A 22,613-nucleotide genomic window follows, 5' to 3' on the forward strand; every position below is an offset into this window, starting at 1 on the left:
ATCGCAAGGCTGCGCCCGCAGGCCCCTGCCCGGTAGGCTTTCCGTGTGATCTTCAAGCGCATCGGAAACAGGCGGCCGTACCCCGACCACGGCAGGGAAACCACCCGGCAGTGGGCGGATGTCGCCCCGCGCCCGGTCCGGCTCGACCAGCTTGTGACCACCAAGGGCCAGCTCGACCTCGAAACGCTGCTCGCCGAGGATTCGACCTTCTACGGGGACCTCTTCGCCCACGTCGTGAAGTGGCAGGGCGACCTGTACCTGGAGGACGGTCTGCACCGTGCCGTCCGCGCCGCGCTCCAGCAGCGCCAGGTCCTGCACGCGCGCGTCCTCGAACTGGGCTGACCCGCCCTTCCCGGGTGTCGGATAGGTCCCGGTTGCGCCTTTCGGGTCAGCCTTGCCCTATCAACAGATGATTCAGTGGGCATCGGCACCGGACGGCATTACGCTGCGCACATGAGCATGCTCACTCCCCCTGGCATGGGCGGAAAGTACAAGGTCACGGGAGCGGCTTACCCCCGCATGTCCCGGCCTCGACGCCGCCGCCGGATCGTCCTCCTGGTGCTCGGATCGATCATCGGGCTCGCCCTGATCGCTTACGGGGCCGTGCAGCTCATCGATGTGTTCGGCGGCGACGCGGACAAACGCAAGACCGCCGCCGCCAAGGGCTGCGCCACCCCCGCCCCCAAGGCGGGCTCCACGGCCTCCGCCGCACCGGCCTCCGCTGCACCGGCCGCCGCCGCGCCGCAGGTCGTGCTCCCGCCGCCCGGCGGGATCACGGTCAACGTCTACAACGCGACCCCGCGCGCGGGCCTCGCCAAGGCCGTGGGCGATGAGCTCAAGAGCCGCGGCTTCGTCATCGGCAAGGTCGGCAACGCCCCCGCCGACTTCGACAAGAAGGTGCCGGGCGCCGGGATACTGGTCGGCTCGCCGCAGACGGACAAGGCCGCCTTCTCCGTCCTCGGCACCAACCTCGCCGGCGCCACCCAGCAGACCGACACCCGCGAGACCGCGGACATCGACCTGATCCTGGGCGACGCCTTCAAGGAGCTCACGCCGAAGGCCGACGCGGACAAGGCCCTGGCCGCCCTGGCCAACCCCCAGCCCGCACCCGCCACGAAGTGCTGACCGCCTGCTGACCGCCTGCTGACCGCATGAAGAAGCCCGCACGAAGAAGCCCGGCCTCCCGAAGGGGAGGCCGGGCTTCTTCAGCGGACCGTGGCGCTACTCCGCCGAGCCGTACATGCGGTCGCCCGCGTCGCCCAGCCCCGGCACGATGTAGCCGTGCTCGTTGAGCCGCTCGTCCACCGCGGCCGTCACCACCGTCACCGGCGTGCCCGCCAGCTCGCGCTCCATGATCTCGACGCCCTCGGGCGCGGCCAGCAGCACCACCGCGGTCACATCGTCCGCCCCGCGCTTGATGAGCTCCTTGATCGCCGCGACGAGCGTCCCGCCGGTGGCGAGCATCGGGTCCACCACGTACACCTGGCGGCCCGAGAGGTCCTCCGGCATGCGCGTCGCGTACGTGGAGGCCTCGAGGGTCTCCTCGTTGCGGACCATGCCGAGGAAGCCGACCTCGGCGGTCGGCAGCAGCCGCACCATGCCGTCGAGCATGCCGAGACCGGCGCGCAGGATCGGTACGACCAGCGGCCGCGGGTGGGAGAGCTTCACGCCGGTGGTCGGACCGACCGGGGTGACGATGTCGGCCTGCTCGGTGCGCACGTCCCGGGTGGCCTCGTACGCGAGCAGGGTCACCAGCTCGTCGGCGAGGCGCCGGAAGGTGGGGGAGTCGGTGCGCTTGTCGCGCAGGGTGGTGAGTTTGTGCGCCACCAACGGGTGATCCACGACCTGCAAACGCACAACATCCTCCAAGACTCGGCTGCCGCAGCGAAAGCTGCGACCTGCGACGCCGCTACCTGCGAAAACGGCCGCAAACGCGCGACCCACACGCAAAAGGCTACGCGCTGCGTCCACCCCTTCGCGCCCGAAGCGGCGGCCACGCCCGGAAACACCTGGAGATGCGCCCCGCCCGGACCCCCAGCACGCTGGACTGATGACCCACGCAATGGTGATCGCCGCAGTCGACGGATCCGAACACAGCCTCAAGGCCCTGGAGTGGGCAAGGGCTGCGGCAGTGCGCCACGGCACCGGGCTCATCGTCGCCCACGTGCTGTCCGACAGCGCCCAGCTGTACGCGGCACGCCGCTCCTCCCTCCACGACCGCGCCGAGCCCGAAGAAACCGAGGATCCCGTCAGCGGGCGGATACGGGCCCACCTGGCCGCGGGGGGCCCGCTCCCCTCCGAAGTCCGCTACGAGTCCCTGGAAGGCTCCGTCCCGGAGGCCCTGCGGGACATCGGGGAAGGGGCCCGGATGCTGGTGATGGGCTCCCGGGGCCGCGGCGGCTTCGCCGCGCTGCTGCTCGGCTCGAACAGCCGCGCCGTGGCCACCAGCGCCGCCTGCCCCGTGGTGGTGGTCGCGCACGAGGCGCGCGGAGTGGGCGTGGCCGCCCAGGCCTCGGCCGGGCGCGTGGTGCTGGGACTGCACGCCGCGGAGACGCCCGACAACGTACTGGACTTCGCGTTCGCGGAGGCCGCCGCGCGGGCCACCACCCTGCAGGTGGTGTCGGCATACAGCATCCCGCCGTCGCCGACGATGGTGGTCGACAGCCCGTTCGCGGTGATCCCGCCGGAGGCGCTGGCGGCGGAGGACGAGGACGCGGTGCCGGCCGAGCGGGAGATGCTCCGCTCCCAGACGGAGCGGCTCGCACCGTTCCGGGCGAAGTACCCGACCGTGCCCGTCGAGCAGGCGGCGGTGCCCGGGGACGCGGCCGGGCGCCTCGTCGCCACCTCGAACTCGGCGGCGCTGGTCGTCGTGGGCCGCCACCACCCGCGCCACCACATCCGGTCGCTGATGATCGGTTCGGTCGCGAACGCCGTGCTGCAGCACGCGCACGGTCCGGTGGCGATCGTCCCGACCCTGCCGGAGTCACCGGAGGAGTCCGCATAGCCGGGATTGTCGGAATCCGACTGAGTTCCTTCCGAGTCGTGACGGAAGGTGGCATCAAACGGCCGGTCCGAGGGAAGGTGGGGGTTCGGGGGGACGGACCGGACCGGACCAGCCAGGGGCGGTGACCCATGCCCGACGACGATCACGAGCCACTGGAGACGACGGCGCAGCGCAGAGCCCGGCGCGCGCAGTTCCTCCGTGACCTGCACGAGGCCCGGGAACTGCGCGACCGGGTCCAGCCCAGACGTGCCCGCGCCGCCCGCATGCGCCAGCAGATGCGCATGCGCACCTTCCGCTGGTGAGGCCCCGCCGCGGGCCCCGGCGAGGTCCCGCCGGGCACCCGTACGCCCGCCGCCGGGCCGCCGCCCGGGCGCCGTTCCGCCCCCGTCACGAGGCCCCGTACAACACGCGCGGCCAGCGCCACGGCGCGGAAGACCTCTCGCAATGGCTCCGTTTCTGCCACGATGCCGACTGGGCGGGGTACGAAACGGCGAGCAGGGGGCCGTTCCACCCCCACCCACCTCCGGCCGGGGGGAACTCCAACCGGCACGCCTATGACCAGTGGGAGAGTCACGGTGTATTTCGCCGCACTGCTCGCGCGCACCGAAGACGGGTGGGAAGCGAGCGACATGGAACTCGACGATGTCGAGTCTCTGAGTGATCTGATCGATCTCGCCCGCTCCGCCTCTGTCGACGACGACACGGTGGTAGCCCTCATCGAACAGGAGGACACCTGGTTCGGGGTCGTCCGGGTGGACGGCGAGGAGGACCCGCGCTACTACGTGTCCAACGCCTCCGCCGCCTCCCGCAGCTCCTACGGCTCGATGCTGACCGACGAGCTGCTCGGCAAGGACGAGGAGGACGACGAACTCGACGAGCTGGACCTCGACGGCACCGAGGACGGCGAGGACGAGGTCATCGCCTCCTATCCGGACGGCGGACCCGCCGACAGAGACGGGGTAGACAACGAACACGTTGACGACACGGACGACACGGACGCGGACGACAGCCACGACGTACGGGCCGGATCCGCACCGGCACCCGCCGGCCCGCTCGGCGACCCCAGGCTGCTCGACGACCTCGGGGTCAGCCACAAACAACTGATGACCCTGGACGGGGACGCGCTCTCGGAGATCGCCGATTCACTCGGCGCCACCGAGGTCCTGGAGGCCGTCCGCTAGTGATCCCCGCGCACCACCACACCCCGCAGCCCACCCCGTACGCACCCGATCCCGTACGGGACCCGTGGGCGGACTCCATGCGCCTGGCGCTCCGGGAGGCCGCCCGGGCGGTGCCGGCCGGCGACGTGCCGGTCGGCGCCGTGGTGCTCGGCCCGGACGGGAAGCTCCTCGCCACCGGGCACAACGAGCGGGAGGCGACCGGCGACCCGACGGCGCACGCCGAGGTACTGGCGCTGCGCCGGGCCGCCGCCGCCCTCGGGGAATGGCGGCTCCCGGGGTGCACCCTCGTGGTGACCCTGGAGCCGTGCGTGATGTGCGCGGGCGCGCTCGTGCAGTCACGGGTGGCCCGGGTCGTCTACGGGGCGTCCGACGAGAAGGCGGGCGCGGCCGGGTCGCTCTGGGACCTCGTACGGGACCGCCGGCTCAACCACCGGCCCGAGGTCATCGCGGGCGTGCTCGCGGGGGAGTGCGCGCGGCAGCTGACGGACTTCTTCCGCGAGCTCTGAGGGCTCCGGGCGAATGGATTTCAGAGCACGGGTCTCCTTGGGCTAAGCTCTCTCTCGGTAGCGTGTCCGAGCGGCCGAAGGAGCACGCCTCGAAAGCGTGTGATGGTGCAAGCTATCCGTGGGTTCAAATCCCACCGCTACCGCTCTTCACCGAGAGCCCCGCCCCGCAAGGGTCGGGGCTCTCGGCGTTTCCCGCCGTGCAAGGCGCTACGGGCGTCCGAGGGACATCCGCGTGACCGCCCGCGCCCTCGGCCGTTGTCACGGCATGACCAAGACCCAGCGCATCCTCGCCGCCATCGCCCTCGCGGGGGCCGCCGCGGGCCTCGCGGCTCCCGCCGCCTCCGCCGCCCCCGTCGCCCCGCTCACCCTCCCGGACCTGCCGGCGCCGCAGGGCATGCCGGAGGGGGCGAGCCCGTCCTCCGTGCAGGAGATCGGCGGGCAGGTCAGCGGCGGCCTGAACCAGCTCAACCAGCTGATGGAGCTGCCGAACCAGCTCGCGCCCGTGATCGCCCCGGTCCAGCCGATCGCCGACCTGGCCGGCGGGCTGGAGTAGGCGGACCGGACCCGGATCCCACGGCCATTCGGCGGACAACGCGAAGAAGGCCCCGACCTGAGTCGGGACCTTCAACGGTTGGGACGGGGGAAGTGGCATCGGGGGGACAAGCCACTTCCCCCGATGAGGACGGAACCTGCCAGTCCAAGCCGCAGTCAGGGGGGAAGCTTGCGGCTCGGACCCCGCAGTGAGGTCCTGTCCCTCGCTCACCGATTTCCTGCCAGAACCGGTGGGCTCGTGTTCAATACTGCGCCTGCCGAGGCCGTAGGCACACCGGCAAAGGGCCTATGCCGCCGGGCCATTGGTCCTTAAAGGCCGGGTGAGTGTTCGAACACGACGGGCTAGACTCTCCCGACCTTGCAGGACCGGTTGGGGAGGCCGACAGCGCACGTGGAAACCAAGAAGCTGATCTCGGGCGCCCTCGTCGTCTTCGTCCTCTTCGTCATCATCACTCAGCCCGTAAAAGCCGCCGATATGGTGCAAATAGGCTTCCAAGGAATCTCGGATGCCGCAACGGCGATCGGCGAGTTCATGACCGAACTGGTGCGCTGAACCCGTACGCTGAAGCGGCTTCCGGACTTCCCGGCCCCCCACTCCGACGGGTGGGGGGCTTTTGCGTTCCCGCACACGGGGCAAGATGCCCTGTTATGCCCAATTTGCTCCCAACACGGCGATATACGGTGCTTGCACACAGCGCACATGTCTTGTGATGCTATGACCGCTTTTGACGGATGAGTTGATGACGTGAAGTGAAGGGGTGGCGTGACCGTGCCGGCCAGTACTGCGCCCGAGGTGCCGCCCCAGCAGGACCCGCAGCAGGAGCACCCACAGGAACCGCACCGGGACTCCGCCCAGGCTCCGCACCAGGCCTCCCCGCAGGCCCTGCACCAGGGCCCGCACCCGGCCGCCCCGCAGACCCCACAGGCCCTGCACCAGGGCCCCCACCCGGCCGCCCTGCAGGCCCACCTCGCCTCCCCGCAGACCCCACACCAGACCCCGCACCAGGGCCCGCCCCCCGGCTCCCCGCAGGCCTCCCCGCAGGAGTCCCACGTACCGCCCCAGCAGGAGGCCCCCGAGGAGCCCCCGGTCGCCCCCAGGCCGCAGAGCCGGGGCGCCGACACCCGGGCCCTCACCCAGGTCCTGTTCGGGCAGCTGAAGGACCTGCAGCCGGGCACGAGCGAGCACTCCCGGGTCCGCGGGGCCCTCATCGAGGCCAACATCCCGCTCGTCCGGTACGCGGCAGCCCGCTTCCGCAGCCGCAACGAGCCGATGGAGGACGTGATCCAGGTCGGCACGATCGGGCTGATCAACGCGATCGACCGGTTCGACCCCGAGCGCGGGGTGCAGTTCCCGACCTTCGCGATGCCGACCGTCGTGGGCGAGATCAAGCGGTACTTCCGCGACAACGTCCGCACCGTCCACGTCCCGCGCCGCCTCCACGAGCTGTGGGTCCAGGTCAACGCCGCCACCGAGGACCTCACCACCCTGCACGGCCGGACCCCGACCACCCCCGAGATCGCCGAGCGGCTGCGCATCAGCGAGGACGAGGTGCTCTCCTGCATCGAGGCCGGCCGCAGCTACCACGCGACCTCCCTGGAGGCCGCCCAGGAGGGCGACGGGCTCCCCGGCCTGCTCGACCGCCTCGGCTACGAGGACCCCGAGCTGGCCGGCGTGGAACACCGCGACCTGGTCCGCCACCTCCTCGTACAACTGCCCGAGCGCGAGCAGCGGATCCTCCTCCTGCGGTACTACAACAATCTGACCCAGTCGCAGATCAGCGCCGAGCTCGGCGTCTCCCAGATGCACGTCTCCCGACTCCTCGCCCGGAGCTTCGCCCGGCTGAGATCCGCAAACAGGATCGAGGCCTAACCGGATCGAGTGGAGATCATTCTCCGCGTTTCCTGACACACCGGCAGATTCCCGCCCTAGAGCAGGCCTATCGTGTTCTGTCGCTGGAGATACTTGTCGACATGGCGCTACAGCGTGTTGCCGACATGTGACATTCTGCTGGAACCGCGTTTGCCGCAGCCCCGCCTCCGGTATTCAGGTGGAGGCTGCGTTCCTCCGACGGGCGCGCAGATGAAGCGCGACCGTCCGCGACCTCAAGGGGGTGGCATGTCCGTAGACCAGGGCAGCTCACAGGTGCTCACGCTCGTCAAGCAGCGTGAAGTGCCGGCAGTGTCCCACCGCTCGGAAGCCATCGACACCCGGATCGACACCCGCACCCTCTCCCGCTCCCTCTTCAAGCGGCTCGCCGGCCTCGACGCGGACAGTCCCGAGCGGACGTACGTGCGCGACACCCTGATCGAGCTGAACCTCCCCCTCGTGCGCTACGCCGCGGCCCGCTTCCGCAGCCGCAACGAGCCGATGGAGGACATCGTTCAGGTCGGCACGATCGGGCTGATCAAGGCCATCGACCGGTTCGACTGCGAACGCGGGGTGGAGTTCCCGACCTTCGCCATGCCGACGGTCGTCGGTGAGATCAAACGGTTCTTCCGGGACACCTCCTGGTCCGTGCGCGTCCCGCGCCGGCTCCAGGAGCTGCGCCTCGCCCTCACCAAGGCCAGCGACGAACTCGCCCAGAAGCTCGACCGCTCGCCGACCGTGCCGGAGCTCGCGGCCGTGCTCGGAGTCTCGGAGGAGGACGTCGTCGACGGCCTCGCCGTGGGCAACGCGTACACCGCCTCCTCGCTCGACTCGCCCTCTCCCGAGGACGAGGGCGGCGAGGGCTCGCTCGCGGACCGGCTCGGGTACGAGGACACCGCGCTGGAGGGCGTCGAGTACCGCGAGTCGCTCAAGCCGCTGCTGGCCAAGCTCCCGCCCCGGGAACGGCAGATCATCATGCTGCGGTTCTTCGCGAACATGACTCAGTCGCAGATCGGCGAGGAGGTCGGCATCTCCCAGATGCACGTCTCCCGGCTGCTCACGCGCACGCTCGCGCAGCTCCGCGTCGGCCTGATCGGCGAGTAGCCGCCACGGTCACCGGGTGCGGGTGCGCTCGGGCAATCCATCGCACCCGCTTCCCAATTGACGGCGCGTCAGGAAAACTGCCGGGATGCGAAAGGTATCCCGGCCAGCCGCCCTGCTCGTCCTGTGCGCCACGGCTGCCGCCGCCGCCCTGACCGGCTGCGGCAGCCCGGCACGCGAGGGTTACGTGGCCGTGGGCGCGGCCGCTCCGGGCCCGGAGCGGGGCGTCGGGGAGAACGTCGCGCCCAAGGCCCGGGTCGAGTTCCAGTCGCTCCCCGGGGCGTCGCCCGGATCCTCCGCGACCGCCGGCGGTACGTCGGGCAGCACCTCGGCGGACATCCCGCCGGCCGGTGTCCCGACCGGCACTCCGGGCGGGGTCCCGGGCGAGACCCCCGGTGAGACCCCTGGCGGTACGCAGCCCGGCGCCCCGGGGTCCCGGCCCCCCGGCGGCTCCGCATCGGGCGGGGGCGCAGCCACGCCCCCCGGCGGCTCCGGGAGCCCGCCCGGCACCGCACCCGGCACGACGCCCCCCACCGCCCCGGGGGGCAAGCCCGGGACGCCGTCCAGCCCGCCCCCGAAGCCGATACCGTCCGCGCCCGCGCCGCCTCCGGCCACGCCGGCGAAGCTGAGCATCGGCGCGCCCACCCGTAGCGCCACGGCGGAACGCTGGTGCGAGCAGGTCACGGTGGCCTTCACCAACACCGGCAGCACGGCGGCACGGTCGGGCACGGTCAGCTTCGCGACGCACATCATCGGCGCCCTGGGCGTCGACTGGGCCACCATCAACTCGACCCAGCCGCTGCCCGCCCCGATCGCGGGCGGCACGACGAAGACGCAGACCTACCGGATCTGCGTCGAATCCTGGCGCGTCACCCTCGGCATGCGCGTGGAGACCCAGAAGGTCACGGCCACCTGGAGCTGAGCCGGCGGCCGGGCCTCAGAGCGCGAGCCAGGCCACCACGGCGATCAGGACCACCGCGGCGACGGCCACGCCGATCCACAGGCCCGCGCCCGGCCCCGACTTGCGCGCGGCCCGGTTCTGCATGCGCGAGCCCGGGACGGCGGGAGCCGGTACCGGCTCGTCGACGAACGCCCGGAACATCTGGGTGCTGCCCGCGGGGTCGTAGTCACCCTCGGGAGCCGGTGAGTTGTGGTTCGAGTCGTGATTCGCAGCCATGCGCAGGACCCTAGCCGGTTTTCCGATTCCTTTACCGCCCAGCCCTCCGATTCATTTGCCTGTAACAACCATCTGCTCTTATGGTTGCCCGAAGCAACGACATTCGGAGGGGGGTCCCGGTGACCGCAACGCCCGTGGCGACCACAGCTGCCACGCCTGCCACGTCTGCCACGCGTTACGCCGAACTGGCCCGTCAGCTCACCGGCATCGGCGCCGTCAAGCGCGACCTCGCCCGTCTCCTGCCCTCCGACTGCCCTCCCGGTTCGGCGGCCGTGCTCACGGTGCTCGACCGCCACGGCGAGATGCGGCTCAGCCGCCTCTCCGAGTACCTGGCCGTCGACATCTCCGTGACCAGCCGGCACGTCGCGCACACCGCCGACCGCGGCTGGATCACCCGCGACACCGACCCGGGCGACGCCCGCTGCCGGATCCTGCGCCCGACCCCGGCCGGCCGCGCCCTCCTCGCCGAGCTCGCCGCCCGCCACACCAGCGCGCTGGAGAAGGCCCTGGCCGACTGGTCCGACGCGGACGTCGACCACCTCAACATCCTGCTGGCCCGGCTCCGATCGGGCTTCACGCTTCCAGACAGCTAGACCGAAGGAAACACATGGCTACGACCACACCCACCGGTGTGCGGGGAGGCGGCCGGCCGGAGACCACGTCCGACAGCGCGCCCATGACCCACCCGCAGATCATGAAGGCGCTCTCCGGGCTGATGCTCGGCATGTTCGTGGCGATCCTGTCCTCCACGATCGTCTCCAACGCCCTGCCCCAGATCATCGGCGACCTCGGCGGCACCCAGTCCTCGTACACCTGGGTGGTCACGGCGGCCCTGCTCTCGATGACGGCGTCGACCCCGCTGTGGGGCAAGCTCTCCGACCTCTTCAGCAAGAAGCTGCTGGTCCAGATATCCCTGGTGATCTACGTCCTCGGCTCGATGGTCGCGGGCATGTCCCAGAACACCGGCATGCTCATCGCCTGCCGCGTCGTCCAGGGCATCGGTGTCGGCGGGCTCTCCGCCCTCGCCCAGATCGTGATGGCCGCGATGATCTCCCCGCGCGAGCGCGGCCGGTACAGCGGCTACCTCGGCGCGGTCTTCGCCGTCGCCACCGTCGGCGGCCCGCTGCTCGGCGGGGTCATCACCGACACGAGCTGGCTCGGCTGGCGCTGGTGCTTCTACGTCGGCATCCCGTTCGCCGTCATCGCCCTGATCGTGCTCCAGCGCACCCTGCACCTGCCCGTCGTCCGCCGCGACGTCAAGGTCGACTGGCTCGGCGCCTTCCTGATCAGCGGCGCCGTCTCGCTCCTGCTGATCTGGGTGACCCAGGCCGGCAGCTCGTACGACTGGATCTCCTGGCAGACCTGGACGATGACCGGCGGCGCGCTCGCCCTCGGCCTGCTCTTCGTCCTCGTCGAGTCCAGGGCGAGCGACCCGATCATTCCGCTGCGCCTGTTCCGCAACAAGACCATCAGCCTCGCCTCGGCGGCCTCGTTCTTCGTCGGCATCGCGATGTTCTCGGGCACCGTGTTTTTCAGCCAGTTCTTCCAGTTGGCCCGCGGCGAGTCCCCCACGATGTCCGGAATCCTCACGATTCCGATGATCGGCGGGCTCTTCGTCTCCTCCACCGTTTCCGGGCAGGTGATCACCAAGACCGGCAAGTGGAAGGCCTGGCTCGTCTCCGGCGGAGTGCTCCTGACGGCCGGACTCGGCCTGCTGGGCACCCTGCGGTACGACACCCCGTACTGGCACATCGCGATCTTCATGGCGCTGACCGGCCTCGGCCTCGGCATGACGATGCAGAACCTGGTCCTCACCTCCCAGAACCAGGTGGCCAGCGAGGACCTCGGCGCCGCCAGCTCGGTCGTCACCTTCTTCCGCTCGCTCGGCGGCGCGATGGGTGTCTCCGCCCTCGGCGCGGTCATGGCCAACCGGGTCACCCACTACGTCCAGGACGGCCTGGCCGCGCTCGGACCGAAGGCGGCGGCCATGGGCCACGGCGGCACCGGCGGGGGCGCGATCCCCGATCTCGACGAGCTGCCCGAGCCCTTCCGCACGGTCATCGAGTCCGCGTACGGGCACGGCGTCGGCGACGTCTTCCTCTACGCCGCCCCCACCGCGCTGCTCGCGCTGGTGCTGGTGGTGTTCATCAAGGAGGTCGCCCTGAAGTCGAAGCCGTCGGCCCACGAGCCGGCCGCCGCCCCGGCGGAGTAGCCGGGCGGTCTACGGGGCTGCGGGCTCGGCAGGGGCGGCGGGGGCGCCGGGGGCGGTGTGGGCCTGGATGCCGGCGATGAGGACGTCGAGCGCGAGGCAGAACTCCCCGTCGGGCGGCCGCCGGACCGTTCCCCCACAGCCGTGCAGGAACTGGGAGACGGCCAACCGGGCCCCGGTGCGGGTGGCGTCCGGCAGGCCCGTGGCGTCCAGCAGCCGGTGCAGGGCGGCGTCGAAGGCCCGGGCGTGCGGGCCGATGTTCGGGTACGCGGCGGTGAGCGGGGCCACCCACGGGTGGTCCACGAGCAGCCTGCGGTAGCCCCGGGCCAGCGAACGGAGCCGGCCGGGCCAGCCCTCCGCGGGCGGCCCGGCCGGCTCCTGCTGTTCGCCGAGCTCGCCCAGGGCGCTGTCCAGGGCGAGCTCGAGCAGATCGTGCTTGGTGTCCACGTACCAGTACAGGGACATCGCGGTGACCCCGAGCCCGGCGGCGAGCCGCCTCATGGAGAACCGGGCCAGCCCCTCGGCGTCCAACAGCCGTACGGCCGCCGCCGTGATCCGCTCCCGGTCGAGGCCGGCGGGGGCCTCGCTGCGCCGCCGGGCGGGTGCGGCCGGCCGGACGGCCAGCCAGACGCTGGTCCGGACCGTGCCGGGATCGGCCGGGGTGACCATGGAGGCATCCTCCTCGCACGCACGGGACCAGCCCGGAATGCCCGGTCCGCCCCCTTGATGCTAGGGGGTGGACGTGAGGTCGTAGAAGGTGGCTCCGCCGATGGTGGTGGCCTTGAAGTTGGCCTTGACCCAGGTCTCGATGGAACTGCTCACGCCCCCGCCGGGGCCGCCCCCGCCACGGGTCGCGGTGCCGGTCTCGGCGCCCCCGGTTTCGCCGGTGGCCGCGGCACCATCGGCTGCCGTGCCGCTCTGGCCGATGAAGTAGTGGATCTTCCCGGCGCTCACGTACTCCTTGAACTGCTCCAGGGTCGGAGAGGGGTCGCTGCCGTTGAAGCCGCCGATGGACATCACCGGCTGCTGCGAAGCGAGCTGGTAACTCGCCGCGTTCTGCGAGCCGATGGCGGCCGCCGCCCACGTATACCGGTCCGCGTCGGCGCGCAGCGCGGCCGTGGCCTCGGCGCTGGTCTTCGTCCCGCCGAGCAGGCCGCCCATGCCGCCGCCGGGGCCGCCGCCGGTCCGGGTGTTCCGGCCGCCGTCGGCGGGCTGGTTGCCGTCGGGAGCCTGGCCGCCCTGGGCCTGGCCGCCGGGTGCCTGGCCGCCGGGTGCCTGGCCGCCCGCGGCGGTTCCGCCCGGGGGCATGCCCTGCGGGGCGGCTCCGCCTGCGGGCGTGCCGCCGCCGCCCGCCATCTCGAAGCCGCGCATCCCGCCGCCGGGGCCGCCACGGCCGCCCGCGACCGCGGGGCCCGCCGTGACGATCGAGCCCGTGTGCGGGGTGGTCACCGTGCTCAGGCAGTACGCCAGGGGTCCGGCCAGGGCCACGCCCAGGCCGACTGCCACCACACCGAGTGCGCTGCGGCGGCCCAGCCGCGCGGCGAACGGCAGCAGCAGGGCCGTGCCGAGTCCGGCAGCGAGGACCAACCAGCGCAACCACGGCACGTACTCCGCGGAGCGGCCGAGCAACACGAAGGCCCAGTACGACGTGAGAGCGAGGGTCCCGGAGAGCGTGAGGGAGGCGGCCCGGCTGCCCCGCTCCTCCCACAGGACGGCGATGCCCATGCCGACCAGGGCGGCGATGTAGGGCGCCAGCGCGACGGTGTAGTACTCGTGGAAGATGCCCTGCATGAAGCTGAAGACCACCGCGGTGATCAGCAGCGCCCCGCCCCAGGCCAGGAACGCCGCGCGGGCCATGCCCTCCAGGGAGTCGGTGGCCCGGCGGGCCCGCCAGGTGACCACGAGGCCCGCGACGAGCAGGATCAGCGCGGCGGGCAGCAGCCAGCCGATCTGACCGCCGATGTTGGAGGAGAACAGCCGGTCGATGCCGGTCTCTCCCCAGCTCATCCCGCCGCCCCCACCGGGGCCGCCACCGGGGCCGCCGGTCATGCCCTCGGCGGCCGTGCGGGCCCCGCCGCCGACGCTGCCGGTCTCCTCGCCGTTGATCCGGCCGAGGCCGTTGTAGCCGAGGGTCAGCTCCAGGAAGGAGTTGGTCTGCGAGCCCCCGATGTACGGGCGGGAGGAGGCGGGCCACAGTTCGACGACCGCCACCCACCAGCCGCCGGCCACCACCATCGCGAGCGTGGAGAGCAGCAGTTGGCCCAGGCGCCTGCGCAGCCGGGTCGGCGCGCAGACCGCGTACAGCAGGGCGAGGGGCGGAAGGATAACGAAGGCCTGCAGGGTCTTGGTCAGGAAGGCGAAGCCGACCGCGACCCCGGCCCAGACGAGCCACGTGGTGTGCGCCCCGTCGAGGGCCCGGAGCACGCAGTACACGGTGACGGTCATCAGCAGGGTCAGCAGCGCGTCGGGGTTGTTGAAGCGGAACATCAGCGCGGCCACGGGCGTGAGCGCGAAGACCGCTCCGCTGATCAGGGCCGCCACCGGGCCGAACTGGCGGCGTACGGCGGCGTAGAGCACGGCGGTCGTGCCGACGCCCATGAGGGCCTGCGGGACCAGGATCTGCCACGCACCGAGCCCGAAGAGCCGGACGGACAGCATCATCGGCCACAGCGCGGCCGGCGGCTTGTCCACGGTGATGGAGTTCCCAGCGTCGGAGGAGCCGAAGAAGAAGGCCTTCCAGCTCTCGCTGCCCGCCTGGACGGCGGCGGAGTAGAAGGAGTTGGCGTAGCCGGAGGCCCCCAGGTCCCACAGCAGCAGGACGGCGGTGGCGAGGAGCAGCCCGAGGAAGGCGGGGCGTTCCCAGCCGGGCCGGGCGGCGTGCGTCCGGGCAGCCCTGTGGGACGGGGCGGCGGGGGAGGGCGGGTGGAGCGGTAGCGCTGCCGTGGTCATCAGGAGTGGTCCTTCGCGGAAGTGGCGCGCCGTTCGGGGAAGACCCAGGCGCGGAAGAGCAGGAACCGCAGCACGGTGGCGGCGAGGTTGGCGGTGACCAGGACGGCCAGCTCGGTGCTGTGCCCCGGCGTGGCGGTGGCGGCCCCGAGGGCGGCGAGCGAGCCGCTGGTCAGGGCCAGTCCGATGGCGAACACCACGAGCCCCTGGGCCTGGTGGCGCACGGCGCGGGCCCGGCCACGGACGCCGAAGGTGAGCCGGCGGTTGGCGGCGGTGTTGGCGACGGCGGAGAGCAGCAGCGCGGCGGCGTTGGCGAGCTGGGGGCCGGCGGCGGTCCGGGCCGCGGAGTAGAGGAGCAGGTAGAGGAGCGTGGACAGGGCTCCGACCACGCAGAATCCCAGCAACTGGCGGGCCAGCCCGCGCGGTACCCCGGGCAGGGCGGTGCGGTCGCGCGGGTCGTCTCCGAAGGGGCGGGCGAGGCGGTCCAGCGGGAGCGCGCCGACGGCCAGCGCCCTGCCGACCCGCCAGACGCCCTTGAGGTCCTCGGCGGCGGTGCGGGCGATGTGGACGGTGGAATCGGGGTCGTCGACCCAGTCCACCGGGACCTCGTGGATCCGCAGCCCGGCCCGCTCGGCGAGGACCAGCAGCTCGGTGTCGAAGAACCAGCCGGAGTCCTCCACGAGCGGCAGCAGCCGGGTCGCGACCTCCCGGCGGATCGCCTTGAAGCCGCACTGGGCGTCGCTGAAGCGGGCGGAGAGCGAGGAGCGCAGGAGCAGGTTGTAGGCGCGGGAGATGAACTCCCGCTTCGCTCCCCTGACCACCCGCGAGGAGCGGGCCAGGCGGGTGCCGATGGCGAGGTCGGAATGGCCGGAGATCAGCGGGGCGACCAGCGGCAGCAGGGCGTTGAGGTCGGTGGAGAGGTCCACGTCCATGTAGGCCAGGACGGGCGCGTCCGACTCCCCCCACACCGTGCGCAGGGCCCGGCCGCGGCCCTTCTGCTCCAGCCGAGTGCTGCGTACCCCGGCCACGGAGGCGGCGAGGGCGGCCGCGACCTCGGGGGTGCGGTCGGTGCTCGCGTTGTCGGCGATGGTGATGCGGAACGGGTACGGGAAGGTCCGGGTGAGGTGCTCGTGCAGCCTGCGCACGCAGGGGCCGAGGTCCGTCTCCTCGTTGAAGACCGGGATCACCACGTCGAGGACGGGCTCGCCCGGTACCGGCGCGAGGGGCGCCCGTACCGGGAGCGCCCCGGGAGAGGTGTCGGTAGGCATGCCCCGACCCTCCCCGGCCGGGCTGTCACCGCTGTGTGCTGACCCTGTGGCCCGTCTGTGAGTTCGGCTGCGCCGGAGTGGGAGCAACGGGGTCGGCCAGGGGGAGTAGGACCTCGAAGGAGGTGTGGCCGGGGGTGCTGCGGACGTCGACGTGGCCGCCGTGGGCCGAGACCACGGCGGCCACGATGGCCAGGCCGAGGCCGGTGGAGCCCGCCGAGCGGGAGCGGGAGGCGTCGCCCCGGGCGAAGCGCTCGAAGACGTGGGGCAGCAGTTCGGGCGGGATGCCGGGGCCGTCGTCCTCGATCCGGAGCCGGACGGCGGATGTTTCACGTGAAACATGCGCCGTGACGGTGGTGCCGGGCGGGGTGTGGGTCCGGGCGTTGGCCAGCAGGTTCACCAGCACTTGCTGGATCCGGGCCGGGTCGGCGTGGACGGGCGCCGGCTCCTCGGGGAGTTCCAGGCGCCAGTGGTGGTCCTGGCCGGCGGCCCTGGCGTCACTGACGGCGTCCACGACCAGCGGGGCCAGATCGGTGTCGCAGGTGGACAGCGGGCGGCCCGCGTCGAGCCGGGCCAGCAGCAGCAGGTCCTCCACCAGACCGGTCATCCGGGTGGCTTCGGACTCGATCCGCCCGAGGGCGTGCCGGGTGTCGGGGCCCGGCTCCTCGCGGCCCCGGCGGGTCAGTTCGGCGTAGCCGCGGATCGAGGCCAGCGGGGTGCGCAGCTCGTGGCTGGCGTCGGCGACGAACTGGCGGACCCGGGTCTCGCTCTGCTGGCGTGCGGTCAGGGCCGAGGAGACGTGGCCCAGCATCCGGTTCAGGGCGGCGCCGACCTGCCCGACCTCGGTACGGGGGTCGGCCTCGGCGTCGGGGACCCGCTCGTGGAGGGCGGGCTCGCCGCTGTGCAGGGTGAGTTCGGAGACCCGGGTGGCGGTGGCGGCGACCCGTCGCAGCGGGCGCAGGGCGACACCGACCAGGACCTGTCCGGCGAGGGAGGCCGCGATCAGCCCGGCGAGGGTGACGAAGACTTCCACGGCGATCAGGGTGTGCACGGTGGAGTCGACCTCGGCGAGCGGGAAGCCGACCACGATGCTGCCGACGCCGCCGTCGCTGCCGAGGGCGCCGACACTGCCGTCGCTGCCGACGCCGCCGTCGGGCGCGGTCAGGACCCGGTAGCCACCGAGGCCGGGCAGGTGCAGTTCGACCGGGTCGCCGGGAGGGCCGCCGGCCGTCTTGAGGGAGGCCTTGCGGGCGGCCTCGGCGAGGGCGGAGGCCTGCTCCGCGGTGAGCGGCGGGTGGCCGCCGGGCCCGGATCCGCCGACGGCGGCGCTGCGCTGGCTGCGGACGCTCTCGACGGTCTTGCCCGCGGTGTCCAGGCGGACCCCGACGGCGCCCAGCGGGGATCCGGGGGCCAGGACGATGCCGAGGGCGTTGTTCCCCCGGTTCGGCTTGCCCGCGCCCGGGCGGCTCGCCATCTCGACGGAGACGCGCAACTGTTGGTCGACCTTGTCGACCAGGTACGAGCGCAGCGCGACGGTGGTGACGGTGCTGATGGCCGCGCCGACGACGGCGATGAGGGCCACCGCCGAGACGACGAGCCGGGTCCGCAGCGACCAGGGCCGCCGGCTCCGGCGGGGGCGGCGGGGGCCGGAGGGACGCGCGGGGCGGCCCGGCCGGCGGGGACGGCGGGACCGCGCGGCCGCCACTAGTCGGCCGGCTTGATCAGGTAGCCGGCGCCGCGGCGGGTGTGGATCATCGGCGGGAGGCCGGTTCCGCTCTCCAGCTTGCGCCGCAGGTAGGAGATGTACAGCTCGACCACGTTGGCCTGGCCGCCGAAGTCGTACGACCACACGCGGTCCAGGATCTGCGCCTTGCTCAGCACCCGGCGCGGGTTGCGCATCAGGTAGCGCAGCAGCTCGAACTCGGTCGCGGTCAGGTGGACGTCCTGACCGCCCCGAGTCACCTCGTGGCTGTCCTCGTCGAGCCGCAGGTCACCGACCTCCAGCACCGACCCGCCGCGCGCGGCCTGCGCCGCACCGGAGCGCCGGACCAGGCCGCGCAGCCGGGCGACGACCTCCTCCAGGCTGAAGGGCTTGGTGACGTAGTCGTCGCCGCCCGCCGTCAGACCCGCGATGCGGTCCTCGACCGAGTCCTTCGCTGTCAGGAACAGCACCGGGACGTGCGGGAGCTCCCGCCGAAGGCGGCCCAGGACGGCCAGCCCGTCCATGTCGGGGAGCATGATGTCGAGCAGGACGACGTCGGGCCGGAACTCCCGCGCCGCGCGCACCGCGCCCGCACCGTCGCCCGCGCTGCGGACCTCGCAGCCCTCGTAGCGCAGGGCCATCGAGAGCAGCTCGGAGAGGGCGGCCTCGTCGTCCACGACGAGGACCCGGCAGGGGCTGCCATCGGGCCGGACGAGGGCCGTGTGGCTGGCGGTGGACGTGGACGCGTGGGAAGTGGTCGTCGCAGTCATGCGTACACGCTGGCCGCCGCCGGTGAGAGCGCTCTTGCCTGAACCTGTGAATTCCCTGAGAAACCCCTCCCGCCCCTCAGGCCAGGTGGAAGAGCCGGGCTCCGTTGTCGTGGCAGACGGCGCGCAGCCAGGCGTCGCCGAGGCCGAGCCGTTCGAGGGCATCGAGCTGGTGCTCGTAGGGGTAGGGGATGTTCGGGAAGTCGGTGCCCAGCAGGATCCGGTCGCCGAGGTCGGCGAGCCGGCCGCGGTCCTGCGGCGGGAAGCCGCTGAACTGCTCCGAGAAGTCGGTGAAGGCCATGGTGGTGTCGAGGCGGACCTCGGGGTACCGGTCGGCGAGGTCGAGGAAGTCCGCGTACTCCGGCATCCCCATGTGCGCGACGATCAGCGGCAGCCGGGGGTGGCGGGCCAGTAGCCGGGCGATCGGCTCCGGTCCGGTGTGCTTCCCCGGGACGGGCCCCGAACCGCAGTGCACGACCGTCGGGATCCCGGCCTCGGCGAGGAGACCCCAGACCGGGTCGAGCCGGTCGTCGGTGGGGTCGTACCCGCCCACCTGGAGGTGGGCCTTGAAGACCCGGGCCCCCGCCGCGACGGCCTGGCCGACGTACTCCCGCACCCCGTCCTCCGGGAAGAAGGTCGCGGTGTGCAGGCAGTCGGGGGTGCGGGCGGCGAAATCGGCGGACCAGGAGTTGAGCCAGGCGGCCATGGCCGGCTTGTGCGGGTAGAGCATGGCGGTGAAGGCCCGAACGCCGAACTCCCGGAGCAGCGCGACCCGCTGCTCCTCCTCGTGCCGGTAGGTGATGGGCCATTCGACGCCGGTCAGCGGGCCGACCGCGTCGAAGTAGTCCCACACCTTGTCCAGGACCGGCTCGGGCATGAAGTGGGTGTGTACGTCGACCAGCCCGGGCACCCCGAGCCGCTCCCGGAACACCCGGACGGCCTCAGCCGTCTTCGCGGACAAAGCCGTGGCTCCGCTCGACCGTGGCGATGTGCAGCGTGTAGCTCTCGTACCAGTCGGCGCGACCCTGCTTCATCGCCGCCTGGTGCTCCATCTCCTGGCGCCAGAGGCCAAGGGACTCGTGGTCGCGGAAGTAGGCGACGGTGATCCCGAGCCCGCCGGGCGTCCGCGCGGACTCGTAGCCGAGGAAACCCGGGTTCCCGCTGACGAGCTCGGTCATCCGCTCGAGCGTCTCGGGGTAGCCGCTGTCCTCGGGGGTCCGGACGCTGGTGAACACACTGATGACATAGGGCGGTTCGAAAGCCTGCACGGGCTGAATGGTCATGCCCACCACCCTCTGCGGCCGGTACGTGGTATGTCCACCGGAAAGCGGCCCGGACGGCCAAAGGGATCCAAGTTTTGACCTTGCCCCACTCCTCACCGGGTCGGGCGGGCAGTCGGTCGGTCGGTCGGGGCAGTCAGGTCGGTCAGGTCGGTCGGTCGGTCGGTCGGTCGGGTCAGAACAGCCCGTCCTGCGCGGCGGCGGTGTCCCGCCCGGTGCTGGGGATCCCTGCCACGGGCACATCGGTGACATCGCCCTCCCCGGGCGCCACCAGTTCCCAGCCCGCGAGCAGCCGGGTGTCCACGACCAGCCCGTCGGCGAAGTGGAGATCGGGCCCCGCGGCCCCGACGAGCCGGCCCGCGACGGTCCCGCCGGGCACCATCTCGGTGATCACCCGGGCAGGGCCGGGCAGCGCGGCGAGCCCGAACGCCCCGGCGTGGTCGGTCACCTCGCACTCCAGCCTCTCCAGCGACTCCGGCCACCCCTCCAGCGCGGCCGCCCGTGCGTGCAGGGCCGCGACCTCCGCCGCCCGCTCGGGCACCGGCGGCAGCTCTCCCCGCACGGACCGCTTACGGGCATAACCGATCCGGTCTGGCACTCCGAGCGCGGAACGCAGCAGCTCCTCGGTCCGGCGGGTCGCCATCAGCGGCCCGCGCCCCAGCCAGGCCCAGGCCACCGCCCCTTGCTCCAGCAGCCGGACGGACCCGCGCTCCTCGGCGGTGATGCCGACCTTGACCAGCCCGGTCCCGAACCAGGCGAGGTACACCCGGTAGGTACGCGGATCACCGGCGTTGGTGTCGGCCGCCACCGAGAAGGAACGGTCCAGGCCGGCGCACTCGGGGCACTGGGCGTTCCCCGTCCGGCCGGGAACGGTCCGCTCCGTCGGGCAGGGCGTCCGCCGTCCGGCCCTTCGGATGCCGAGGCAGTGCCGCTCTCCCCTGGCGGCGAAGGCGAGCGGCTGCCCGTACGCGAGGAGGCTGGTGCGCTCTCCCCGTCCCGGTCCCCGCCCGTACCAGCCCATGGCGGGCCGGCCGTCATTCCACCGGAGGCCGGTGCACCACCAGGTCACAGGGGGAGCGGCCGCTCGAAGAAGATCTCCGGGACGACGGTGACCTGGGTCCCGCTGACACCGCCGATGGCCGCGGCGAGCCCGACGGACGCCGCCAGCGCCGCGTACGGCTGGCCCGCGTCCTCCTGGAGGCGCTGGATCAGCGCCCGGTCGATGTCGTCCACCGAACTTCCTCCTGCGTCCCCGCACACCCTCGCGGAGACGCTACCCGATCCTGGAATCACCCCCCGTGACCGAACAGGGTTCGGCCCGGCCCCTCCCTCTCCTCCCCGGCCCGGCTAGCGGGCGACGAACTGCGTCAGGATCGCCTGGACCTCATAGATGTCGACGCCCTTCGTAAAGGTCTTCGCTATCGGCGCCGAGCTCCCGGAGAGCCATATCTTCAGCTCCGCGTCCAGGTCGAAGTGGCCGGCGGTCTCCACGGAGAAGTGCGTGATGCTCCGGTACGGAATCGAGTGGTACTCCACCTTCTTCCCCGTGAGCCCCTGCTTGTCGATGAGCACGAGCCGCCGGTCGGTGAACAGGATCGTGTCGCGGATCAGCAGATACGCGGCGTGCACCTGCTCCCCCTGCCCCAGCAGCCGCGCGTACTCGCGGTGTGCCGACGCCGGATCCACGGCGTGCGCGTTCCCGAACAGTCCCATGTGAGTTCCCCCTGTTTTCCCGGCGAGATCTCCCGGTGAGATTCCCCGGCGAGATCCCCCGTTGAGTCGATCTCCAAGAAACCGTATCCGGGCCGCGCGTCACCCCGCGTCACCCGGCAGAGCCACCTCACCCGGTAACCCCCCGGAGCCAGGCCTCATCACTGAGGAGGAGGAAGGAGGCGACGGGGAGGGAGCCGAGGAGGAAGAGAAAAGGAGAACGACAACACAAGAGGCCCCCCGGTGAACCGGGGGGCCTCTTGGGCTGTGCACTCGGCAGGATTCGAACCTGCAACCTTCTGATCCGTAGTCAGATGCTCTATCCGTTAAGCTACGAGTGCTTGGCTGGCCGGGGTTTTGCGCCCCGTTGGCCTTGCGAGAACAACAATACATGGACCTCGCCGGGACGCGAAATCCATTAGCCCCACCCGCTCTGACCTGCAGAAATGGCCTGGAAGAAGATCATCCGGTTGGGTGCCGGGGCGTCCCCGGTGCGCGTCCGTGCGGGCAGATCCCGCCACCTCCCGGACCCCGAACGCACCGAAGCCCCGGTCCGCAAGGACCGGGGCTTCGTGAAGTGCGGAGGCGGAGGGATTTGAACCCTCGATGGGGGGTAAGCCCCAAACCGCATTAGCAGTGCGGCGCCATAGACCGGACTAGGCGACGCCTCCAGCACACCCCCGCGTACGAAGGTGCGTGCAGATGATGACACAGGCCAGGGGCCGGTCACCAATCCGCTCCCACGGTACAAGGAGGGCGGCCCGCAGAGCAAAGCCTTAAGCACCCCCGTGTGCGGAACGTCGGCGCCGGCTCGTCGTTGGTCTGTCGTACGACGTACGGACGACCTGGAGTTCCCCATGCTGCGTCTCGCCGCTTTCGCCGTCGCCTCCGCTCTGGCCGCAGGAACGGCGGGCCCCTTGCCCCCGCTGCCGCCCCTGAGCCGGCTGCTGGCCTCACCCGACCGGCTCACCATCCTCGTGGCCGACACGGGCAACCCGCTGGCCGACGGCGAGTACCGGCTGGAGTGCGATCCGCCCGGCGGGAACCACCCGCGGGCCGAGGACGCCTGCGCCCGCCTCGAAGCCCTCACGCGCGAGGGGAAGGATCCCTTCGCTCCCGAGCCCGAGAATCAGCTCTGCACCATGCAGGACGGCGGCCGCGCCACGGCCCGGATCACCGGAACGTGGCATGGCCACAGGGTGGAGTCCCGGTTCCGCCGGACGAACGGATGCGAGATCCGCCGGTGGAACGACTTGGAACCTGTGCTTCCACGTGGGCGTTCCTGACCTGGGAGGATGCCCGGGTCGGGCGATATGCGCCGGGCATCCGCCCCCTCACCGGGAGCC

25 protein-coding genes, 3 tRNA genes and 1 pseudogene are annotated in these 22,613 nt (G+C 72.0%); 15 read left to right on the forward strand and 14 right to left on the reverse strand.

The features are described 5' to 3' along the window. Positions 1–45: 45 nt before the first annotated feature. Positions 46–342, forward strand: coding sequence for a type II toxin-antitoxin system VapB family antitoxin (locus tag AC3IYI_RS19915; protein WP_112446725.1), 297 nt, complete (start codon positions 46–48; stop codon positions 340–342). A gap of 111 nt (positions 343–453) precedes the next feature. Then, positions 454–1,125 (forward strand): LytR C-terminal domain-containing protein, encoded by a 672-nt coding sequence (locus AC3IYI_RS19920; protein ID WP_489411429.1) that lies wholly within the window; start codon positions 454–456, stop codon positions 1,123–1,125. Positions 1,126–1,221: 96 nt separating this feature from the next. On the opposite strand, the gene upp is transcribed toward AC3IYI_RS19920, so the two are convergent. Then, entirely contained in the window at positions 1,222–1,857 is a 636-nt protein-coding gene (gene upp / locus AC3IYI_RS19925; RefSeq protein WP_489411430.1) for a uracil phosphoribosyltransferase, read from the reverse strand. Between the two features lie 193 nt (positions 1,858–2,050). Here upp and AC3IYI_RS19930 point away from each other — a divergent pair, with 193 nt between their 5' ends. From AC3IYI_RS19930 to AC3IYI_RS19975, 10 genes are all read left to right on the forward strand, one after another. Continuing rightward, entirely contained in the window at positions 2,051–3,004 is a 954-nt protein-coding gene (locus tag AC3IYI_RS19930; RefSeq protein WP_489411431.1) for a universal stress protein, read from the forward strand. 128 nt (positions 3,005–3,132) lie between these two features. Next, the gene (locus tag AC3IYI_RS19935) at positions 3,133–3,306 is read left to right on the forward strand and encodes a hypothetical protein (RefSeq protein WP_243341832.1); all 174 of its coding nucleotides are present in this window, start codon (positions 3,133–3,135) and stop codon (positions 3,304–3,306) included. A 273-nt stretch (positions 3,307–3,579) separates the two neighbouring features. Further along, on the forward strand, positions 3,580–4,185 hold the full coding sequence (locus AC3IYI_RS19940; protein WP_489411432.1) for a tRNA adenosine deaminase-associated protein: 606 nt from the start codon (positions 3,580–3,582) through the stop codon (positions 4,183–4,185). Positions 4,186–4,262: 77 nt separating this feature from the next. Beyond that, positions 4,263–4,691, forward strand: coding sequence for a tRNA adenosine(34) deaminase TadA (gene tadA / locus AC3IYI_RS19945; protein ID WP_489411594.1), 429 nt, complete (start codon positions 4,263–4,265; stop codon positions 4,689–4,691). Positions 4,692–4,747: 56 nt separating this feature from the next. Next, positions 4,748–4,834: transfer RNA gene (locus AC3IYI_RS19950), tRNA-Ser, on the forward strand. Between the two features lie 89 nt (positions 4,835–4,923). After that, positions 4,924–5,244 (forward strand): hypothetical protein, encoded by a 321-nt coding sequence (locus tag AC3IYI_RS19955; RefSeq protein ID WP_403712156.1) that lies wholly within the window; start codon positions 4,924–4,926, stop codon positions 5,242–5,244. Positions 5,245–5,634: 390 nt separating this feature from the next. Continuing rightward, entirely contained in the window at positions 5,635–5,796 is a 162-nt protein-coding gene (locus AC3IYI_RS19960; RefSeq protein WP_489411433.1) for a hypothetical protein, read from the forward strand. Between the two features lie 402 nt (positions 5,797–6,198). After that, positions 6,199–7,113, forward strand: coding sequence for an RNA polymerase sigma factor SigF (locus AC3IYI_RS19965; protein WP_489411595.1), 915 nt, complete (start codon positions 6,199–6,201; stop codon positions 7,111–7,113). Between the two features lie 246 nt (positions 7,114–7,359). Next, complete coding sequence (locus AC3IYI_RS19970; protein WP_243341827.1) at positions 7,360–8,214, forward strand: RNA polymerase sigma factor SigF; 855 nt, start codon at positions 7,360–7,362, stop codon at positions 8,212–8,214. 85 nt (positions 8,215–8,299) lie between these two features. Next, on the forward strand, positions 8,300–9,133 hold the full coding sequence (locus tag AC3IYI_RS19975; protein ID WP_489411434.1) for a hypothetical protein: 834 nt from the start codon (positions 8,300–8,302) through the stop codon (positions 9,131–9,133). A 15-nt stretch (positions 9,134–9,148) separates the two neighbouring features. Here the strand turns inward: AC3IYI_RS19975 and AC3IYI_RS19980 are convergent, their stop codons facing one another. Beyond that, positions 9,149–9,388 (reverse strand): hypothetical protein, encoded by a 240-nt coding sequence (locus AC3IYI_RS19980; protein ID WP_489411435.1) that lies wholly within the window; start codon positions 9,386–9,388, stop codon positions 9,149–9,151. Positions 9,389–9,507: 119 nt separating this feature from the next. On the opposite strand from AC3IYI_RS19980, the gene AC3IYI_RS19985 reads away from it, so the two are divergent. Both AC3IYI_RS19985 and AC3IYI_RS19990 read left to right on the forward strand, forming a co-directional pair. Continuing rightward, positions 9,508–9,981, forward strand: a complete 474-nt coding sequence (locus AC3IYI_RS19985) for a MarR family winged helix-turn-helix transcriptional regulator (RefSeq protein WP_489411436.1) — start codon at positions 9,508–9,510, stop codon at positions 9,979–9,981. Positions 9,982–10,064: 83 nt separating this feature from the next. Beyond that, positions 10,065–11,594: pseudogene (locus tag AC3IYI_RS19990) on the forward strand (MDR family MFS transporter); the annotation flags it as partial. Positions 11,595–11,609: 15 nt separating this feature from the next. Here the strand turns inward: AC3IYI_RS19990 and AC3IYI_RS19995 are convergent. The 12 genes from AC3IYI_RS19995 to AC3IYI_RS20050 form a co-directional block, all read right to left on the reverse strand. After that, a complete protein-coding gene (locus AC3IYI_RS19995) occupies positions 11,610–12,266 on the reverse strand; it encodes a TetR/AcrR family transcriptional regulator (RefSeq protein ID WP_489411437.1) in 657 nt (218 codons plus the stop codon). A 60-nt stretch (positions 12,267–12,326) separates the two neighbouring features. After that, positions 12,327–14,546: a glycosyltransferase family 39 protein gene (locus AC3IYI_RS20000; RefSeq protein ID WP_489411438.1), complete on the reverse strand. Its 2,220-nt coding sequence runs from the start codon at positions 14,544–14,546 to the stop codon at positions 12,327–12,329. Beyond that, positions 14,546–15,811, reverse strand: coding sequence for a bifunctional glycosyltransferase family 2/GtrA family protein (locus tag AC3IYI_RS20005; RefSeq protein ID WP_489411439.1), 1,266 nt, complete (start codon positions 15,809–15,811; stop codon positions 14,546–14,548). The genes AC3IYI_RS20000 and AC3IYI_RS20005 overlap by 1 nt, the downstream gene beginning before the upstream one ends. A gap of 25 nt (positions 15,812–15,836) precedes the next feature. Continuing rightward, a complete protein-coding gene (locus AC3IYI_RS20010) occupies positions 15,837–17,513 on the reverse strand; it encodes a sensor histidine kinase (protein ID WP_489411440.1) in 1,677 nt (558 codons plus the stop codon). Continuing rightward, the gene (locus tag AC3IYI_RS20015) at positions 17,513–18,280 is read right to left on the reverse strand and encodes a response regulator transcription factor (protein ID WP_489411441.1); all 768 of its coding nucleotides are present in this window, start codon (positions 18,278–18,280) and stop codon (positions 17,513–17,515) included. The genes AC3IYI_RS20010 and AC3IYI_RS20015 overlap by 1 nt, the downstream gene beginning before the upstream one ends. Before the next feature lie 76 nt (positions 18,281–18,356). Beyond that, positions 18,357–19,238, reverse strand: a complete 882-nt coding sequence (locus AC3IYI_RS20020; RefSeq protein WP_489411442.1) for an amidohydrolase family protein — start codon at positions 19,236–19,238, stop codon at positions 18,357–18,359. Continuing rightward, the gene (locus AC3IYI_RS20025; protein WP_489411443.1) at positions 19,219–19,560 is read right to left on the reverse strand and encodes an antibiotic biosynthesis monooxygenase family protein; all 342 of its coding nucleotides are present in this window, start codon (positions 19,558–19,560) and stop codon (positions 19,219–19,221) included. The genes AC3IYI_RS20020 and AC3IYI_RS20025 overlap by 20 nt, the downstream gene beginning before the upstream one ends. A 172-nt stretch (positions 19,561–19,732) precedes the next feature. Further along, on the reverse strand, positions 19,733–20,578 hold the full coding sequence (locus AC3IYI_RS20030) for a DUF2797 domain-containing protein (protein ID WP_489411444.1): 846 nt from the start codon (positions 20,576–20,578) through the stop codon (positions 19,733–19,735). A 44-nt stretch (positions 20,579–20,622) separates the two neighbouring features. Further along, the gene (locus AC3IYI_RS20035; RefSeq protein ID WP_489411445.1) at positions 20,623–20,790 is read right to left on the reverse strand and encodes an Lrp/AsnC family transcriptional regulator; all 168 of its coding nucleotides are present in this window, start codon (positions 20,788–20,790) and stop codon (positions 20,623–20,625) included. Positions 20,791–20,904: 114 nt separating this feature from the next. Continuing rightward, positions 20,905–21,270, reverse strand: coding sequence for a PH domain-containing protein (locus AC3IYI_RS20040; RefSeq protein WP_254381969.1), 366 nt, complete (start codon positions 21,268–21,270; stop codon positions 20,905–20,907). A gap of 265 nt (positions 21,271–21,535) precedes the next feature. Beyond that, a tRNA-Arg gene (locus tag AC3IYI_RS20045) sits at positions 21,536–21,608 on the reverse strand. Positions 21,609–21,847: 239 nt separating this feature from the next. Then, a tRNA-Ser gene (locus AC3IYI_RS20050) sits at positions 21,848–21,938 on the reverse strand. Positions 21,939–22,124: 186 nt separating this feature from the next. Here AC3IYI_RS20050 and AC3IYI_RS20055 point away from each other — a divergent pair. Beyond that, positions 22,125–22,553 carry an SSI family serine proteinase inhibitor gene (locus AC3IYI_RS20055; RefSeq protein WP_489411446.1) on the forward strand — a complete coding sequence of 143 codons (429 nt, stop codon included), beginning with the start codon at positions 22,125–22,127 and terminating at the stop codon, positions 22,551–22,553. The last annotated feature ends 60 nt before the right edge of the window (positions 22,554–22,613 follow it).

It is taken from the genome of Streptomyces sp. GL_148 (assembly GCF_057834205.1).